General features: G+C 56.4%; 21 protein-coding genes and 1 pseudogene. 21 read left to right on the top strand and 1 reads right to left on the bottom strand.

Features of this window, described 5'->3' with window-relative positions; translation table 11 throughout:
- The first annotated feature begins 240 nt into the window (after nt 1-240).
- From ACTQXY_RS07475 to ACTQXY_RS07400, 16 genes and pseudogenes are all read left to right on the top strand, one after another.
- Complete coding sequence (locus ACTQXY_RS07475; RefSeq protein ID WP_441658969.1) at nt 241-438, top strand: hypothetical protein; 198 nt, start codon at nt 241-243, stop codon at nt 436-438.
- The gene (locus ACTQXY_RS07470; RefSeq protein WP_441658968.1) at nt 439-2,109 is read left to right on the top strand and encodes a recombinase family protein; all 1,671 of its coding nucleotides are present in this window, start codon (nt 439-441) and stop codon (nt 2,107-2,109) included.
- 90 nt (nt 2,110-2,199) lie between these two features.
- Nucleotides 2,200-2,280 (top strand): annotated as a pseudogene (locus ACTQXY_RS07465) (Maff2 family mobile element protein); the annotation flags it as partial.
- 11 nt (nt 2,281-2,291) lie between these two features.
- Nucleotides 2,292-3,158 carry a VirB6/TrbL-like conjugal transfer protein, CD1112 family gene (locus ACTQXY_RS07460; RefSeq protein WP_441657212.1) on the top strand — a complete coding sequence of 289 codons (867 nt, stop codon included), beginning with the start codon at nt 2,292-2,294 and terminating at the stop codon, nt 3,156-3,158.
- A 14-nt stretch (nt 3,159-3,172) separates the two neighbouring features.
- Entirely contained in the window at nt 3,173-3,424 is a 252-nt protein-coding gene (locus tag ACTQXY_RS07455; RefSeq protein WP_441658967.1) for a hypothetical protein, read from the top strand.
- Nucleotides 3,414-4,208, top strand: a complete 795-nt coding sequence (locus tag ACTQXY_RS07450) for a DNA methyltransferase (RefSeq protein WP_441658966.1) — start codon at nt 3,414-3,416, stop codon at nt 4,206-4,208. The genes ACTQXY_RS07455 and ACTQXY_RS07450 overlap by 11 nt, the downstream gene beginning before the upstream one ends.
- Before the next feature lie 2 nt (nt 4,209-4,210).
- Nucleotides 4,211-4,774, top strand: a complete 564-nt coding sequence (locus tag ACTQXY_RS07445; RefSeq protein ID WP_441658992.1) for an MT-A70 family methyltransferase — start codon at nt 4,211-4,213, stop codon at nt 4,772-4,774.
- Nucleotides 4,771-5,832 carry a DNA cytosine methyltransferase gene (locus ACTQXY_RS07440; protein WP_441658965.1) on the top strand — a complete coding sequence of 354 codons (1,062 nt, stop codon included), beginning with the start codon at nt 4,771-4,773 and terminating at the stop codon, nt 5,830-5,832. The genes ACTQXY_RS07445 and ACTQXY_RS07440 overlap by 4 nt, the downstream gene beginning before the upstream one ends.
- Before the next feature lie 62 nt (nt 5,833-5,894).
- Nucleotides 5,895-6,290, top strand: a complete 396-nt coding sequence (locus tag ACTQXY_RS07435) for a PrgI family protein (RefSeq protein WP_195560263.1) — start codon at nt 5,895-5,897, stop codon at nt 6,288-6,290.
- Nucleotides 6,238-8,607, top strand: a complete 2,370-nt coding sequence (locus ACTQXY_RS07430) for a VirB4-like conjugal transfer ATPase, CD1110 family (RefSeq protein ID WP_441658964.1) — start codon at nt 6,238-6,240, stop codon at nt 8,605-8,607. Before ACTQXY_RS07435 ends, ACTQXY_RS07430 begins: the two co-directional genes overlap by 53 nt.
- Entirely contained in the window at nt 8,588-10,333 is a 1,746-nt protein-coding gene (locus ACTQXY_RS07425) for a CD1108 family mobile element protein (protein ID WP_441658963.1), read from the top strand. The genes ACTQXY_RS07430 and ACTQXY_RS07425 overlap by 20 nt, the downstream gene beginning before the upstream one ends.
- A gap of 13 nt (nt 10,334-10,346) precedes the next feature.
- Nucleotides 10,347-10,601 (top strand): DUF4315 family protein, encoded by a 255-nt coding sequence (locus ACTQXY_RS07420; RefSeq protein WP_347161009.1) that lies wholly within the window; start codon nt 10,347-10,349, stop codon nt 10,599-10,601.
- Between the two features lie 2 nt (nt 10,602-10,603).
- On the top strand, nt 10,604-11,344 hold the full coding sequence (locus tag ACTQXY_RS07415) for a DUF4366 domain-containing protein (protein ID WP_441657205.1): 741 nt from the start codon (nt 10,604-10,606) through the stop codon (nt 11,342-11,344).
- 174 nt (nt 11,345-11,518) lie between these two features.
- The gene (locus tag ACTQXY_RS07410) at nt 11,519-11,872 is read left to right on the top strand and encodes a cysteine-rich VLP protein (RefSeq protein WP_441658962.1); all 354 of its coding nucleotides are present in this window, start codon (nt 11,519-11,521) and stop codon (nt 11,870-11,872) included.
- A gap of 182 nt (nt 11,873-12,054) precedes the next feature.
- Nucleotides 12,055-12,228 carry a DUF4316 domain-containing protein gene (locus ACTQXY_RS07405; protein ID WP_441657203.1) on the top strand — a complete coding sequence of 58 codons (174 nt, stop codon included), beginning with the start codon at nt 12,055-12,057 and terminating at the stop codon, nt 12,226-12,228.
- Nucleotides 12,225-12,575 (top strand): plasmid mobilization protein, encoded by a 351-nt coding sequence (locus ACTQXY_RS07400; protein WP_441657202.1) that lies wholly within the window; start codon nt 12,225-12,227, stop codon nt 12,573-12,575. The genes ACTQXY_RS07405 and ACTQXY_RS07400 overlap by 4 nt, the downstream gene beginning before the upstream one ends.
- Nucleotides 12,576-12,711: 136 nt before the next feature.
- On the opposite strand, the gene ACTQXY_RS07395 is transcribed toward ACTQXY_RS07400, so the two are convergent.
- Complete coding sequence (locus ACTQXY_RS07395; protein WP_441658961.1) at nt 12,712-13,026, bottom strand: helix-turn-helix domain-containing protein; 315 nt, start codon at nt 13,024-13,026, stop codon at nt 12,712-12,714.
- A 150-nt stretch (nt 13,027-13,176) separates the two neighbouring features.
- Between ACTQXY_RS07395 and ACTQXY_RS07390 the strand changes: the two genes are divergently transcribed.
- From ACTQXY_RS07390 to ACTQXY_RS07370, 5 genes are all read left to right on the top strand, one after another.
- On the top strand, nt 13,177-13,638 hold the full coding sequence (locus ACTQXY_RS07390) for an SLOG family protein (protein WP_441658960.1): 462 nt from the start codon (nt 13,177-13,179) through the stop codon (nt 13,636-13,638).
- A gap of 102 nt (nt 13,639-13,740) precedes the next feature.
- Entirely contained in the window at nt 13,741-14,031 is a 291-nt protein-coding gene (locus ACTQXY_RS07385; protein ID WP_441657200.1) for a CD1845 family protein, read from the top strand.
- A 105-nt stretch (nt 14,032-14,136) separates the two neighbouring features.
- The gene (locus tag ACTQXY_RS07380) at nt 14,137-15,537 is read left to right on the top strand and encodes a relaxase/mobilization nuclease domain-containing protein (RefSeq protein ID WP_441658959.1); all 1,401 of its coding nucleotides are present in this window, start codon (nt 14,137-14,139) and stop codon (nt 15,535-15,537) included.
- A gap of 728 nt (nt 15,538-16,265) precedes the next feature.
- The gene (locus ACTQXY_RS07375) at nt 16,266-16,667 is read left to right on the top strand and encodes a hypothetical protein (protein WP_441658958.1); all 402 of its coding nucleotides are present in this window, start codon (nt 16,266-16,268) and stop codon (nt 16,665-16,667) included.
- The gene (locus ACTQXY_RS07370) at nt 16,645-16,929 is read left to right on the top strand and encodes a hypothetical protein (RefSeq protein ID WP_441658957.1); all 285 of its coding nucleotides are present in this window, start codon (nt 16,645-16,647) and stop codon (nt 16,927-16,929) included. Before ACTQXY_RS07375 ends, ACTQXY_RS07370 begins: the two co-directional genes overlap by 23 nt.
- Nucleotides 16,930-17,084: the final 155 nt, after the last annotated feature.

Below are 17,084 nucleotides of genomic sequence, written 5' to 3'. Positions count from 1 at the left end.
AATGACAGCCCGTTGCACCCCCTATTGCTATCCCGTTGCCGAGCCGGTTGCCGGGGAAAATCCCTTATTTCCGGGATTTTCTCCCCTATGACAACCAAAACAACAGAAAAATAAAAGAAAAGTATAAATAGTAACCACCGCCAGATTGAGATTGTTTGCAAGGTCTTTTGAAGCCTGTTGCCGGACTTCGTTGCCGACACCCTCTGTCTGGCTATTTTCATGTATGGAGGATAACTGCCTATGGCAAAAAACAAAACAGAGATTCATGTTACAACAGTGTTTGACGGGGAGCTGGACGCAACCGATGTGTTCGTCAGCCTGATTTCTCAGAAATACGGTAAATCAAATACAAAAGAATATCTTGCTAAAAAGAAAGATTTGAGGTATAATGAAGATGAGGTTCAAAAGAGCCAGATACCGTCTGGATTGTGTGGGTAAATGGCTATGATGAACGAAATGGAATATAGAACAATCGGAAATGCACTTGCTGGGGGCTATCGTGCAGCGGTCTATTGCAGGCTGTCAAAGGACGATGACCTGCAAGGCGAAAGTGCCAGTATCGCAAACCAGCGTGATATGCTGGAAAAATACTGCGAAAAGCAGGGATGGGAGGTTGTGGCAGTCTATCAGGACGATGGCTTCACAGGTCTTAATATGGAGCGTCCTGATTTACAGAGAATGTTGAGAGCCATTGAGCGCAGGCAAATCAACCTTGTTATCACGAAAGACCTCAGCCGACTGGGGCGTAACTATCTGCAAACCGGGCATTTGATTGAGGACTTTTTCCCAAGAAACGGTGTCCGCTATATCGCCATGAATGACGGTATCGACACCCTGCGGGATAACAACGACATTGCCCCATTCAAGAATATCCTGAACGAGATGTACAGCAAGGATATTTCCAAGAAAGTCCATTCCTCTTATCTTCTGAAAGCGCAGAAAGGACAGTTTACCGGGTGTCTTGCCCCGTTTGGGTATCGGAAAGACCCGGAGGACAAAAACCATCTGCTCATTGACGAGGAAACCGCCCCAATTGTGCGGTTGATTTTCGGATATGCCCTAAACGGTCATGGTCCGAACTATATCCGCAGACGGCTGGAGGAAGAAAAAATCCCCTGCCCCACATGGTGGAATCGGGAACGGGGGCTTCGCAATACCCGCACCAAATGGGAAAAGAAAGACCCGGAAAACGGGCGGTATATGTGGGACTTCTCCGTTATCAAAGACCTTTTGATGAATCCCGTCTACACCGGGGCGATTGCTTCCCAGAAAAAGGACTACCGCTTCAAAATCGGCACGATTGGGGAAAAGAAACCGGAGGACTGGATTGTGGTGGAGGGACAGCATGAACCGCTGATTGACCGCATGAGCTTTGACATTGTGCAGAACAAGCTGAAATCCCGCCAGCGTCCGGGACAGACCAATGAAATCAGCCTGTTTGCCGGACTGATAAAATGCGGCGAGTGTGGGAAGTCACTGACGATACGCTACACAAACGCCAAACATCCCCAGCGGATTTACTCCTGCAAGACCTACAATGCCTTTGGGAAGAACCACTGCACCCAGCACCGGATTGATTATGATACCCTTTACAGCCATGTGCTGCGGAAAATCCGGGAATGTGCCAGAGCCGCCCTGATGGATGGGGAAGCGGTTGCAAACCGCCTGACCAATACCTGTGAAGCCGAGCAGCGGGAACAGCGGGAAGCAATGGAACGCTCCCTTACAAGGGACGAGGAACGGATTGAGGTTCTGGACAAAATGGTCATGCGGCTTTATGAGGATATGATTGCAGGGCGTATCAGTGAGCAGAATTTCAACACCATGCTGGAAAAGACACAGACCGAGCAGACGGAGCTTAAAACAAAAGTGTCCGAGGGCAGAAAGCGGCTGTCCGATGAAGTCCAGCTTGCCAATGACGCAAAACAATGGGTGGAAGCCATTCAGGAATACGCCAACATCACAGAGCTGGACGCAGCCACCCTCAACCGCTTAATCAAAGAAATCGTCGTGCATGAGCGCATTGACGAAGATAAAACAAGACACATTTCTATCGAAATTCATTTTAATCTCAAACCCATCCCAGAGGTGGAACAGGTCACTGCCTGACCTGTCCCGCCGGGACGGTTCTCTTAAAAATACCATATAGATTTTTTGTACGCCGCCGCCCGCCATCGAGCAGAGTTTTACACCTAATTGGGGATAAAACAGCTCATGGCGGGCGGCGGCATCATCCTGCTGGGCACTACCCTGATCCCTCTGCTGTCCGGCCTGTTTTAAGGTAGTGGCTTATGGATTTTCTCACCGACTGGCTCACAGACTGGCTCAAGGAGCTGCTGATTGGCGGGATCATGGGGAACCTTGAGGGGCTCACCGATTACGTCAACGCCCAGGTCGGGGAGATCGCGGTACAAGTGGGGACTACCCCGGCGGCGTGGAACGCCGGGGTTTTCTCCCTTATACGCCAGCTTTCCGAAACGGTGATCTTACCGATAGCCGGTCTGGTGCTGACCTTTGTTGCCACCTATGAGCTGATACAGATGCTATTGGAAAAAAACAATATGCACGAGTTTGACGTGGCGAATATCTATAAATGGATGTTCAAAACCGCTTGTGCCATCCTCATTCTGTCCAACACCTTTAACATTGTGATGGCCGTTTTTGACGTGTCGCAGACGGTGATCGCCCAGGCGGGCGGGCTCATCCAGGGCTCTACGGACATCACGCCGGATATGCTGACAGAGCTGGAAACCACCCTGGAGGGGATGGATTTAGGGCCGCTTTTGGGCCTGTGGCTCCAATCCTCGCTTATCGGCGTTACCATGTGGGCGCTGGGCATTGTCATTTTTGTGTTGGTGTATGGCAGAATGCTGGAAATATATTTGCTCACCAGTTTGGCTCCCATCCCCATGGCGACGATCTCCCATCGGGAGGTTGGGCAAATGGGCCAGAATTATCTGCGCTCCCTGTTTGCCGTGGGCTTCCAGGGGCTGCTCATTCTGGTGTGTGTTGCCATTTATGCGGTGCTGATTCAGGGGATTGCCACAAGCGGCGACCCCATCGGCGCGATTTGGGGCATTGTAGGATATACCGTCCTGCTCTGCTTTATGTTGTTCAAAACGGGCTCGATTGCCCGCAGTATCTTTAACGCACATTGAGAAAGGGGTGTTATATGCCGAGAAGATATGGGCCGGATGGAACGGCCCTGTGGAATGGAAAAGCCCCGGAGGAATTTACCGAGGCGGATGTGTACCGCTTTATGGCAGAAACGGAGGACGTTTTGCAAAAGCGTGAATTGCTGGGCGGCAGGGTCGCTGCAAAAACGATAGCCCAGCAGTTAGCCGAGGGGCGGGCGCAGGCCGCCCGTGAAAACGCCGCCCGGCCCGCCCCGGTAAAGGGCAAGGAGGCCAGGGATGACCGATAAGGGCACCTCTGGACAAAGTGTCCAGAAGTCCCCGGAGCTCCCGGAGGGCCTGTTCCTTATGGATGGCATCGAGGGCCTGCGCTCCCTGCCCCGTCATTCGGTGGATATGCTCTTGACCGATCCGCCCTACGGCACCACACGGAACTTTTGGGATGTACCCCTACCGCTCCCGGAGCTGTGGGAGGCGGTCAAGTGGGCTGTCAAGCCGGACGGCGCCGTGCTGTTCTTTGCACAATGCCCCTATGACAAGGTGCTGGGCGCGTCCAATCTCCCAATGCTCCGCTATGAGTGGATATGGTACAAAAGCCGCTGCACAGGCTTTCTCAATGCCCGCCGCGCTCCGCTGAAAAAGACGGAGAATATTCTGGTGTTTTATCAGAAGCTCCCGCTTTACAATCCGCAGTTTGAGCAGGGCAAGCCCTACAAGAAAATTGCGGGCAATAACGGGAACAGCACCAACTACGGAAAGTTCACCCGTTCCGGCAGCGGCTCGGAGGACGGCCTGCGCTTTCCCGGAAACGTGCTGGCCTTTCCAGCCGTCCAGCGCACCGTCCACCCCACGCAAAAGCCGGTGGAGCTGTGCGAGTATTTCATCAAGACCTATACCCGGCCCGGCGAGGTGGTGGCGGACATCTGCGCGGGCTCTGCCACAACAGCGGTTGCCGCCCTCAATACAGGCCGCCGCTTTATTTGTTTTGAAACTGTCCCGGCCTACTATGCCGCCGCCACAGAGCGCGTCCGTCTGGCGCAGGCGGCGGTGGAGGCCGGGGAGAAAGGAGTGTAACTATCGAGAAGTATTCTATCATTTACGCCGACCCGCCCTGGCGGTATTCCGCAAAAAAGGTACAGGGGGCGGCGGAAAACCATTATCCCACCATGGGGATCGACGAGCTTTGCGCGTTGCCTGTGGCCGATCTTGCGGCCCCGAACAGCGCGCTTTTTTTGTGGGCCACATTCCCGCAGCTCCCGGAAGCCCTGCGGCTGATCCAGGCGTGGGGCTTTACCTACAAAAGCGTGGCGTTTGTGTGGCTCAAGAAAAACCGAAAGGCCGACAGTTGGTTCTATGGCCTGGGCTTTTGGACGAGGGGAAACGCGGAGATCTGCCTGCTGGCAACGCGAGGACACCCGAAACGGCAGGCGGCGAATATCCATCAATTTATCATTTCCCCCATTGAAGCCCACAGCAAAAAGCCGGACGAGGCCCGTGATAAGATCGTTGCCCTCATGGGCGATGTGCCCAGGGTGGAGCTGTTCGCCCGGCAGTCCCCGCCTGGCTGGGATGTGTGGGGGAACGAGGTGGAAAGCACCGTCCCGGACTTCTGGACAAAGTGTCCAGAGGTGGGCCTGTGAGCGCGATTACTCTGGGGAGCCTGTTCGATGGGATCGGCGTTTTCCCCCTGGCAGCGTCGCGGTGCGGTATCCGCCCACTGTGGGCCAGCGAGATCGAGGCTGCCCCTATCTCCATCACCCGGCGGCACTTCCCGGACATGGCCCACTTGGGGGACATCACCAAACTGGACGGCGGGGCCGTCCCGCCTGTCCATGTGCTGACCTTTGGCTCACCCTGCCAAAATCTTTCACAGATCGGCAGGCGGGAGGGGCTGGATGGGGCCAAATCCGGCCTGTTCTTTCACGCAATCCGTATCATTCAAGAAATGAGAAAGGCCACCAATGATCTATATCCAGTTATCACTATTTGGGAAAACGTCATGGGAGCGTTTTCTTCAAATGACCGGATGGACTTTAGAGCCGTGTTATCCGCTTTCACAGACGCCGAAATTCCAATGCCTGCTTCGGGAAGATGGGCAAACGCCGGAATGGTGCGAGGGGGATGTCCCGATCTCGCATGGCGGCTCATGGATGCCCAACACTGGGCAAGGCCCCGGCTGGCCCGGCGGCAGCGCGTCTTTCTCGTGGCAGATTTTAGAGGGCGACGTGCTCTCGAAATATTGTTTAAGCCCCGGTCAATGCAGCCACTTTCTCCGTCTGGCGGAGAAAGCCGGGTGCCCGCCCCCGGCGGAGATCGAGGCCCTTTTCTTGAAGCAGGGGGGCGAATACCCATCGTCCGACCCTTTCAAGGATTCCGTATGCGGGGAGCCGCAAAAGGCGGGCAGCACACCGCGTTCCGAAACAGCTTTGGACTGCCAACTGACCCTTTTCCCACCCTGCTGGCTGGAACAGTAACGCCCTTTGCCTTTTGGTATGAGGACGATCCGGCAGGCGGCTGTGTGCGTTTTCCCACAGAATTGGAGTGTGAGCGGCTGATGGGCTTGCCGGAGGGCTGGACAAAATACGGCGCGGACGGCAAAGAGATCAGCGCCGCCAGCCGCTATAAAGCCCTGGGCAACGCCATCGCCTTACCCTGTGCGGAGTACATTATGGCAGGGATCGCGGAAGTGCTGCGCTGAGATACCCCGGACTTCTGGACACTTTGTCCAGAAGTGGCCGGGCTGGAAAGGAAGTGAGCAAAATTCCCTATGTAAATGTCCCAAACGATTTGTCAAAGGTCAAGACAAAACTGGCCTTTAACCTGACGAAACGCCAGCTTGTGTGCTTCGGGATCGCGGCGGCGGTGGGCGTCCCCACCTATCTGCTGGCCCGGAGCACCATCGGCAATACCGGGGCCATGTTCCTGATGATGGCCGTGGCGCTCCCGGCGTTTTTGCTGGCGATGTATGAAAAAGACGGGCTCCCGCTGGAAAAGGTGGTGGGAAACATTATCCGGGCCCGTTTCCTGCGGCCTGGGATCAGGCCCTATCAGACGCAGAATATTTACGCCCCGTTTACCCAGCGAGGCGCTGCGGGAAAGGAGGATGCGATTGAAAACGGCAAAAGACCAAAAGCGCGGCCCCGGAAAGGCCGCTAAACGGAAAGCTGCGTTGTCTGCCCAGCAGACGATCCCCTATCTGGTGATGCACCCGGACGGGGTGTGCCAGCTCCCCGGTGGGCTCTACACAAAGACGGTGGAATACGAGGACATCAATTATTCCGTGGCTTCTACCGAGGATCAGACGGCCATTTTCGGAGGCTGGAGCTCATTCCTCAACTACTTTGATACCTCGTTGCCGTTCCAGCTTTCCTTTATTAACCGGCGTTCCCGTTCCCGGAGTAAGTACCGGGTGAACATCCCCCCGGCCCAGGACAATTTCAACAGCGTCCGGGCCGAGTTTACCGGGATGCTGAAAAATCAGATCGCCAAAAGCAACAACGGCATTGAGCGTTCCAAGTATATCACATTCGGCCTGCCCGCCGAGGGGATCGCGGAGGCCCGGCCCCGCCTGGAACGGGTGGAGGCCGATGTGACCGGCAATCTGAAACGGCTGGGGGTGCCCTCGGAGGCTATGGATGGGCAGGCGCGGCTGGCCCTGCTCCATGGGCAGATGCACCCCGGCAGCCGGGAGCCGTTCCGTTTCTCCTGGCAGGACATTCCCAAAACGGGCATGGGCACAAAGGACTATATCGCCCCGGACAGCTTCGACTTCCGGCAGTCCCGGACGTTCCGTGTGGGCCAGTATTGGGGCGCTGCGTCCTATTTGCAGATTTTGGCGTCCGAGCTCTCGGATAAGCTGCTGGCGGAAATTCTGGAGCTGGATGCGGAGCTGACTGTCACCATGCACGTTCAGACGGTGGATCAGCTCAAAGCCATCAAGACCGTCAAGGGAAAACTCTCCGACATCGGCAAAATGAAAGTGGAGGAACAGCGAAAGGCGGTACGGGCCGGGTACGATCCCGACATTCTCCCGCCTGACCTCATCACATTCAGCAAGGACGCGGCGGAGCTCCTGGCTGATCTCCAGTCCCGCAATGAGCGGATGTTCCTGCTGACCTTTACGGTAGTAAACCTTGCCCCCACCCGGCAGCGGCTGGAAAACGATGTGTTTACCGTGGGCGGTATCGCGCAGAAATATAACTGTGCCTTGAAGCGGCTGGATTGGCAGCAGGAGCAGGGCTTCGTTTCTTCCCTGGCCCTGGGCTATAACGAGGTGGAGATCCAGCGGGGCATGACAACCAGCTCCACGGCCATCTTCATTCCCTTTATGACCCGGGAACTCCGCATGGCCGGGCCGTCCCTCTACTACGGCATGAACGCCCTTTCCCATAACGTCATCATGGCTGACCGCAAAAAGCTGAAATCAGCCAACGGTCTGTATCTTGGCTCAACCGGATCGGGAAAATCCTTTGCGGCAAAACGGGAGCTCTTAAACGTGTTCCTCACCATTCCCAAGGATCGGATTCTGATTGTCGATCCCATGGGCGAATATGCGCCGCTGGTGCGGCGGCTGGGCGGGCAGGTGATCGAGATCGCCCCCGGCTCTCCCAGCCATATCAACCCCATGGACATCCAGCTTGATCTGGACGAGGACGAAAGCCCGCTTTCCATGAAAGCGGATTTTTTGTTGTCCCTGTGTGAGCTGGTGGTAGGCGGCAAGGACGGCTTGCAGCCCATCGAAAAAACCGTGATTGACCGCTGTGTGCGGCTCATTTACCGGGATATGGCCCTGGGGATCGGGGACGGCAAGCCGCCCTTGCTCCAGGACTTGTACGAGGAGCTTTTGAAGCAGCCGGAGCCGGAGGCCCGCCGTGTGGCAACCGCCCTGGAGCTCTACTGCACCGGCTCCCTCAACCTCTTTAACCACCCCACCAACGTGGACTTGACCGCCCGTGTGGTGTGTATCGTGTTGAAAGGGCTGGGGGAAAACCTGCGGAAGATTGCCATGCACATCACCAACGATTTTGTCACTTCGGCGGTCAATGTGAACTTCCATAACGGCATTTCTACCTGGTGCTATTTTGACGAGTTTCATATTCTGCTCCGGGACGCGCTTACCGCCAGCTACTTTGTGGCCGTGTGGAAGATGCTCCGCAAAAAGGGTTGCGTCCCCTCGGCCCTGACGCAGAACGTCAAAGACCTTTTGGCCAGCCGGGAGATCGAGGCCATTCTGGACAACACGGATTTTATGATCCTGCTGTCCCAGGCCCAAAGTGACCGGGCAATTCTGGCAAAGCAGCTCGGCATTTCGGAGCACCAGCTCTCCTACATTACCCACAGCAATTCCGGCGAGGGCCTGCTGTTCTATGGAGATGTGACCATCCCCTTTGTGGATCGGTTCCCCAAAGGTGAGATTTATAACCTGCTGACTACCCGCCCGGAGGATTTGAAGAATGAAGCGAAAACCGAATAAGCCCAAACAGGAGCCCAGGGAGCGCCCCGGCTCCTGGGAGAGCGCCGCCGATCCCGGCGGGGCTGCTGGGGGCGGCTCCCCAGGGGGTGCCGGGGCTGCGGACAGCGGCACTTCTGGACAAAGTGTCCATAAGTCAAAGTTCCGGCAGAAAAGCAAACAGGAGCAGGCCGCTGCGTCCAAGCTCCGCATGGAAAAGCGCAGGGAAAAGCTGGAACGGGCAAAGGATAAGCTGGCAAAACAGAAGCCCCCCAAAAAGCCCGGCCCGGTGCGGCGGATAGGCCGGGCCGCTGGCGGGGCCGTCCATGGCTTCGTACACGGGAAAATTTTTGAAGTGGAGCAGGAGAACGTCGGCACCGAGGGGGCCCACCGCTCCGAGCTGGTGGGTGAGTCCGGCCTGCGGCATGGCAAACGGTTTGTGCAAAAGAAAATCCGGCAGCACCCGGCAAAGGCTGTCCAGCGGGCCGAGTCCAAGTATGTTAAGGCTACGGCGGACTATCACTTCCGCATGGCCGCCCAGGAGCACCCGGAAATGTCCGGCAATTCTGTTTCCCAGATGTGGCGCAAGCACCGCCTGAAAAAGCAGTATCAAAAGCGGGCGCGGGAGGCGGCAAAGACGGGAGCGGCAAGCGCCGCCAAAAAGACCGCCGCCGCCACGGAAAAGGCCGGGGTAAAGATCGCGGGCTTTGTGAAGCGGCATCCCGTGGGGGTGCTGTTGGCCCTGGCCTGTGTGCTCCTGCTCTTTATGATGCAGTCCTGTTCGTCCTCTCTGGTGACGCTTGGCAACGCTGGGGCGGGTGCAGTGGGAGCGACCACCTACCCGTCCCAGGACGAGGAAATGCTGGCGGCGGAGGCGGCCTATTCCGGCATGGAGGCCGAGCTGCAAAACTATCTGGACAGCTACGAAAGCACCCACGACTATGACGAGTACCATTTTGACCTGGACGAAATTGAGCACGATCCCTATGTGCTGATCTCCATTCTGTCGGTGCTCCATGAGGGGGCGTGGACGGTGGACGAGGTACAGGGCACCCTGGAAACCCTCTTTGACCGCCAGTACATTCTCACCGAGGATGTGGTGGTGGAGGTTCGGTATCGGACAGAAAGCCGGACGGACAGTGAGGGCAATTCCTACACAGTGGAGGTGCCCTACAATTACTACATCTGCTATGTCACGCTGGAAAACAAAAACCTTTCCCATCTGCCCCTGGAAATAATGGGCGAGGAACAGATGGCCCGGTACTCCCTCTATATGTCCACCCTGGGGAACAGACCCGATCTGTTCCCGGAGTCAGCCTATGTGGGAAAATACATCACAAACCCGCCCGCTGACTATGACGTGCCGAAGGAATATCTGGACGATGAAACCTTTGCGGCCATTTTGGGCGAGGCGGAGAAATACCTGGGCTATCCCTATGTGTGGGGCGGCAGCTCTCCGGCCACGTCTTTTGACTGCTCCGGCTTTGTGTCCTGGGTGATCAATCATTCCGGCTGGAATGTAGGCCGCCTGGGAGCCCAGGGGCTCTATAACATCTGCACCCCCACCAGCGCACCTCGCCCCGGCGATCTGGTGTTCTTTGTCGGCACCTATGACACGGCGGGCGTGTCCCATTGTGGGATTTATGTTGGGGACAATATGATGATCCATTGTGGTGATCCCATCAGTTACGCGAACCTGAACACAAGCTACTGGCAATCTCATTTTTACGCCTACGGGCGTTTACCATGATTGGAGGTATTCTATGGCGGCAAGCAAGAGCCAAAAAATCCAGGCCGAGATTGATAAGGTCAAGGTCAAAATCAGCGAACAGCAGGCCCGGCTGAAAGAGCTGGAACAAAAGCACCGGGAGGCGGAAAACGAGGAGATCGTGGACATTGTGCGGGGCATGAGCGTTTCCCTGGAGGAGCTGCCCCTGGTACTCCAGCGGCTCCGGGACGGCGGCACCTCTGGACAAAGTGTCCAGAAGTCGGAGCCTGCGGAAAAGGAGGAAAATTGAATATGAAACGATGGAAGTCTTTGACGGCGGCGCTTTGCGCCGTCGTTCTTTTATGCGGTTTTAGCGTCCCGGCGTATGCTTACGCGGACGGCGGCGAGGGCGCGGACTACGGCGATCCCACCATGACAGAGGAAACTCCCGCCCCGGAGCCCACCATTGAGCCCGGCGAGGGCTTTTCCGAAGAGGGCAACCTTGTGACCCGCGATCTGCTCTATGACGAGCACACCAACAAGCAGTTCATTACCGTCCAGACCAGCGGCGGCAACACGTTCTATATCGTCATTGACTATGATAAGCCCGTGGACGAAGAGGGCGAGCAATACGAAACCTATTTTCTGAATGTGGTGGACGAGGCCGACCTGCTGGCTGCGGCGGAGGCTGCCGGGGTGGAACAAGCGGTGTGCTCCTGCTCTGAAAAATGCGCGGCGGGGGCCGTCAATACGGATTGTGCTGTCTGCTCTGTCAATATAAGCAAGTGCGTGGGCATTGAGCCGGAGCCCACAGAAACCGAGGAGCCCGCCCCGGAGGAGGCCGAGCCGGAAACGGGCGGCAACGCGGGGATGCTCCTGGCGGTGCTGGCCGTGGCCCTGGTGGGCGGCGGAGCGGCGTTTTATTTCAAGGTGCTGCGCCCCAAACAACAGCAGGCTGGCGAGCCGGAGGATGACTACGGCGAGGAGGACTATGAGGACGATGGCCCGCCCTGGGACGAGGACGAAGAAAACAGCGAGGAGGACGAGGAATGAATTTCACAAACAGCCCCTATGAAAAAATGATGAAGCAGCGCCCGCGGCCCATGGCTCCTTCTGTCCCGAAAGCGCCCAGGGGCTCCCGGTGTTCCGGGTGTCCCTACTGGCGGGGGATCGGCTGTGTGTCCTGTTACCGGGAACTTTTGAAAACCTCTGGCGGGAGGTGAAGCCGTGTCCCGTGAACTGACACGCGAGGAAAAAAAGAAAATCCGCACTCTGGTGACAAAATGGTGCGCCAACTATGACAAGGAATATGGATGCCTGCCCCTGGAGTGTGAGTGCTATATGTTCGGCAAATGTTGGACGGGCGCTTACTGCCGCTATTTCCGGGAGGCCGTCCTGCCCCTCAATCCGGCGTTGGAGGCCGCCCTTTTGACCGAGGGGCCCAGGCCGGAATTTAAGCCCTGCCCCATCTGCGGCGGGCCCGTCCCTATGGATGGGCGGTTGGCCTACTGCTCCGAGTCCTGTGCCCGGATCGCCCTGCGGCGGCAAAAGCGGGAGTATATGCGAAAAAAACGGAGGTGATGTGTGGAAAATTAGGCCCCGGAAAATGCCCATATTACAAGGCTTTCCGGGGCCGCTTTCGGGGTAGGCCGTAGTTTGATATGGCCTGCCCCCGTTTTGCCCCAATGCTTTCCACATCTTAAACCGTCACTTCTGGACACTTTGTCCAGAGGTGACGGGCTATTTAGGACAAGGAGGATTCTATGGAAGAAAAATATAACCCTATGAAAAGCGCGGAGATCGCCACCGAGCACAACTACAATATGCTGGACGGGGTACTGAATAACCAGGCCCCGCCCCCGGAACAGGAAAAGCCGCTGGACAAAGTAAAGGAGCCGCCCCGCCCCTATCGGAGCCGGGAGCGTGAGGAGCGGTGAACAAGAAGAAGCGCCGCCGCCCCATCCACCTGCACGTCATGGTGTCCGAGGAGGAGCTGGCGCTGATCCGGGAGCGCATGGCCGAGGCGGGCGTCCACAACCTGGGGGCCTATGTGCGGAAAATGGCCCTCAACGGCTATGTGCTCCATGTTGACCTTTCCGACGTGCGGGAGCTGGTATCGCTCCAGCGGCGGTGCTCTAACAATCTAAATCAGGTGGCGATCCAGGCCAACACCTACGGCGGTATTTACCCGGAGGAGATCAAGGCGTTGCAGCGGGACTATGAAACCCTGTGGGAACCGCTGTCCGATCTGCTCAAAAAGCTGTCGGCGGTGGTGGAGCTTTAACCCTTGCCGGGGAGCGCCAAGCTCCCCGGCTGCCCCGGCTTCTGGACACTTTGTCCAGAAGTGGGCGCAAAAAAATGGGGACAAGACGGAGGGCTGCTCTCCGTTTTGTCCCTGCTTTCTTGCATCGCACATGAGATTATTTATTGCCTACCATTTCGTTCACAATCGCCGCGATATGCTCCAGCGAGGCGGCGTCCAGCTTTTTCATATCCTCAACCAGATCGGCAAGCTGAACGGGATAGGCGCTGCCATCATCAAAAAATTGCTGTGGCGTGATACCAAAGTATTCACAGATATAGAACAAACCCTGTAAAGACGGCAGGGCTTTCTTGTTCTCGATCTGATTGATATAGCTGTTGTTCTGGCCCAGCGACAACGACATATCACGGGCCGAAACATTCTTTTGCATCCGCAACTGTGCGATACGGTTTTGAGTAAATTCCTCGTACACGGGAACAACCCTCCCTTCTCGCATTATTGTATATCGTGCTTACCCGGAAAATACGATATGCCATCCTGTGTGTTCCTTGACATACGATATTAAATCCTTTATCTTTGGGGTGTGCACAGGCTTAAATATTGCAGAAAGGAGAGGCTTTTTATGGCTGAAAAAACTTGTTGTGTTACAGGGCACCGGGATATTCCAGAGGCGCGGATCGCCTATGTGGAGCAGGAGTTCCGGCGTGAAGTGGAAGAAGCGATTGCGGAGGGCTATACCCGGTTTATTTCCGGTTTTGCCGAGGGGGTCGATCTCATGTTTGCGGCTATCGTGGTGGAACAGATGGAGCGCCGCCCGGAGCTGTTCCTGGAGGCGGCTATCCCCTATGCGGGCCGCTTAAAAACAAAAAATCAGCAGTTTCAAAAACTGCTGCGGGCCTGCAAGGGCGTTAAGGTGGTGTGTCAGGAATATGCCCCCTCATGCTTTATGCAGCGCAACCGTTACATGGCCGGGGAGTCCCAGCGGGTGATCGCCGTGTATGACGGGCGGGAGCGCGGCGGGACATTGTTCACCATGCGGTATGCTCACTCCATAGGACGGGAGGTGCGGGAAATCAGAATATAGGCCGGTAAGCGCCGGGCCGGAGTCATCCTTGTTGGCCCCCTCCTGCGGAGTTATAATATACATATAGAGGCAAGTATCAAACTTTTGTAGGAGGTATGAACCATGCGTATCATTTTGAAAATCATCGCGGCTCCCGTTGTTCTGGCGCTGATGCTCGTCGTGGCGGTGCTCTCGTTCCTCTCCTGCATAGCGGGGGCGGTGTGCTGGCTGGCGTGTACGGTTTTCGTCCTGCTGGCGGCCTGCGCCTTTTTCGCAGGGCTGCATACCGGGTGTATTGCGGCTCTGGTGCTGGCGTTCCTTGTTTCCCCCTTTGGGCTCCCGGCCATCGGGCTTTGGCTGCTGGATCGTCTGTACGGGGCAAAATACGCCTTGCAGGATTTTATGGTGAGCTGATGACCTCTGGACACTTTGTCCAGAAGTGCCGGGCGGCTGGGAAAATCCCAACCGTCCGATTTTCGTTTATGGGGAGGAGGTGAGCATACGGCCACAACGCGGTTAATGACCCATCATATCAGCAAGGGGGAAACCGTTGCCCAATCGCTGAAAGACCGTTTTGACTACGGACAGAACCCGGAGAAAACCCAGGGCGGCGAATTGATTTCCGCCTATGAGTGCGACCACCGTACCGCCGACGCCGAGTTTCTTCTGGCAAAGGCAAAGTACAAGGCTGTCACGGGCCGGGAACAGCGGCGGGATGCGGATGTGCTGTGCTATCAGATCCGGCAGTCCTTTCGCCCTGGGGAGATCACCCCGGAGGAGGCAAACCGGGTGGGCTATGAAACGGCCATGCGCTGGACAAAGGGAAAGCACGCCTTTTTTGTCGCCACCCACACAGACCGCCAGCACATCCACAATCATATTTATTACAATTCCACCACTCTGGACTATACCGGGAAATTCCGGGATTTTTTCAGATCGGCGGCAGCCCTGCGGCGGCTCTCTGACCGGGTATGCCTGGAGCATGACCTGTCGGTGATTCAAGACCCGAAGCTCCACAGCAAGGGCCGCTTTCTCCACTATGGACAATGGATCGGGGAGCGCCCGCCCTCGGCCAAACAGCGCGTGCGGCTGGCTATCGTGGAAGCCCTGGGGAAACGCCCCGCCGACTTTGCGGCGTTCCTGCGGCTTATGGAGGAGTCCGGCTTTGCGGTGAAGCGTGGTCGGGGCGGTGTCATTTCCTTTCTTGCCCCTGGGCAGGATAAGCCCACCCGCCTGCGCTCGTCCACCCTGGGCCCCGGCTTTGACCCGGAGGACATCCGGGCGGTGATCGCCGGGGAGCGTTCGATCCCGGAGCTGCCCCAGGAGGGCCCGTCCTCACCCCGGCGTGTCGATCTCATCATCGACATTCAAAACCGTCTGGCCCAGGGCAAGGGCCCGGCCTACGAGCGGTGGGGCAAGGTCTATAACCTAAAGCAGATGGCCGCCGCGCTCCTGTATCTCCGGGAGCATGGGCTGACGGACTATGCGGCGCTGTCGGCCAGCACCGAGGCGGCGGTGGATCTGGCTCACAAGCTGGCAGGGGAGCTGCGGGACACCGAGGCGGCGCTCTCCCACACAGCCCAGCTCATGGGGGCGGTGGTGCAGTACGCAAAGACGCGCCCCGTGTTTGACGGCTACAAGGCGGCCCGGTATTCTAAAAAATATCTGGCCCAGCATGAGGCGGAGCTTTCTGACTACCGGGCGGCAAAGGCCGCTATGAGCGACCTGCTGGGCGGGGCAAAGCTCCCGAAGATGGACGCGCTGAAAAAGCAGCGGCGGGAGCTGGCGGAAAAGAAAAAAGCCCTCTATGCGGAATACCGCAAGGCCCAGGCGGATATGCGGGAGGCCGTGGCGGTCAAGGGGAACATCGACTGTCTGCTCGGCCACACGGACGAGCGGAACAAGGCCCAGGAGCGATAGCGCCGGGGCCGCAGACAACAAGGACTTCTGGACAAAGTGTCCAGAAGTCCGGCGGGTTTGGGGAGCTCCCCAACAAGCATTTTTGCGGGGCCCCCGGCCACGCAAAAATAGCAGGTGTGGGCACACCTGCCCTGCTTGCCGTTTCGTGCAAGCCCCGAAAATGGCGCAAAAACTGTGGAGCGCGCATTTACAGAATTTTGCTTTGACTGCTTGAAAAACAGCGGATTTTGTGGTAAGATATTCGTGTATAATTTTGCGGAAAGAGGTCTTGACAATGGAAATGAAAGGCGGGAAAATGACTAAGCAAGCAAGCAAGCAAGCAAGCAAGCAAGCAAGCAAGCAAGCAAGCAAGCAAGCATAGTGTAAGTCTGCCCTTTTTTTCTGTCAAGAGAAGAACTGCATATTTTTCAAGGCGTATTCCGCCCGTTTTTATACGGGTGGGGTACGCCTTTTTTGCGTTGTTCTGCGGGCGGCGCAAAATTTTTTTCACGCAGGATTTACCGCCCGGTCAATCAAGCAAATGGGAGGTGATCTGCGTTGAATGACAGAGGGATTCCAGAACGGCGCATCGCATTTCTGGAAACCTGCTTTGATGTTTTCTGCGAAAACGGGCTTGAAAACACCAGCCTGAAAATGCTGGCGGAAACCTGCTGTATTACTTCGGCAGTAAGGACGGTATCATCATCGAGGCCACCGCCCATTGTATGGCAAAGGTGGAGGATGACTTTATGGCAAATGCTCCGACGAGCTTTGCGGACATTGAGCGTTTCCTGCGGGAGATTCCCTATCTCACCGCAAAACTCCATGGGGCAAAGTACCGCTTCATGTATCAGGTGTATGCAAGCCCAAAATACCGGGAACACGGCAAGACGTTTTTCAGCGGCGTGAATATCCGTTACCGCAAATATGCCGAGCTGCTTTCCGGCAAGCTGGGGATGCCCGCTGATTTTATCCAGGGCATGACCTATCTGTTTGTCCGCGCCTGCGTGCATTACGCGCTGTTTGAGGACGAGGAATATTTGCAGTTACAGTTAAACGCAATGCGCGCTTCCCTGCGGGCATTTATCACCGCCAAAACGGAAAGTGCGGGAAATGTGGGAGGCGGATATGAGCAAGGTCAATCGCTATGAATTTGAGGGCGAAGTGATTAAAGTCCCCGTATATTGGGACGACCATCTCCAAAGAGAGGTGGAGGACTACTGCAAACAGCCCGGTCATACCCCGTCAGGCCGTCCTGTTCTTTTGACTTTTGAGGACGCCTGCCCCCATGCGGAAATGGTGGATGATGACCCGTTGAGTATTGACTGCGGCTCCTGCCGCTATTACCACCAGTTCCCCGGCTCTCTGCTGGGGGTCTGCCGCAACGAAAAAATGCGCTCCGGCAGCGGATAATAGCACCGGAGCAAACACGGTCAACATGATGACGCACTGCGCCGCGAAAGACTAACTATTAAAAGTCAAGTCTAAAATGAAAGGTTTTTAAATGAATTGCAAAAATGCATTTCAGATATAGTTGAACCTTGAAAACTGCATGACAAACAGAGTGT

This window comes from Faecalimonas sp. LCP19S3_D12, assembly GCF_052121495.1.
Lineage (GTDB): Bacteria > Bacillota > Clostridia > Lachnospirales > Lachnospiraceae > Faecalimonas.
This window is presented reverse-complemented; position numbering and strand designations above follow the sequence as displayed.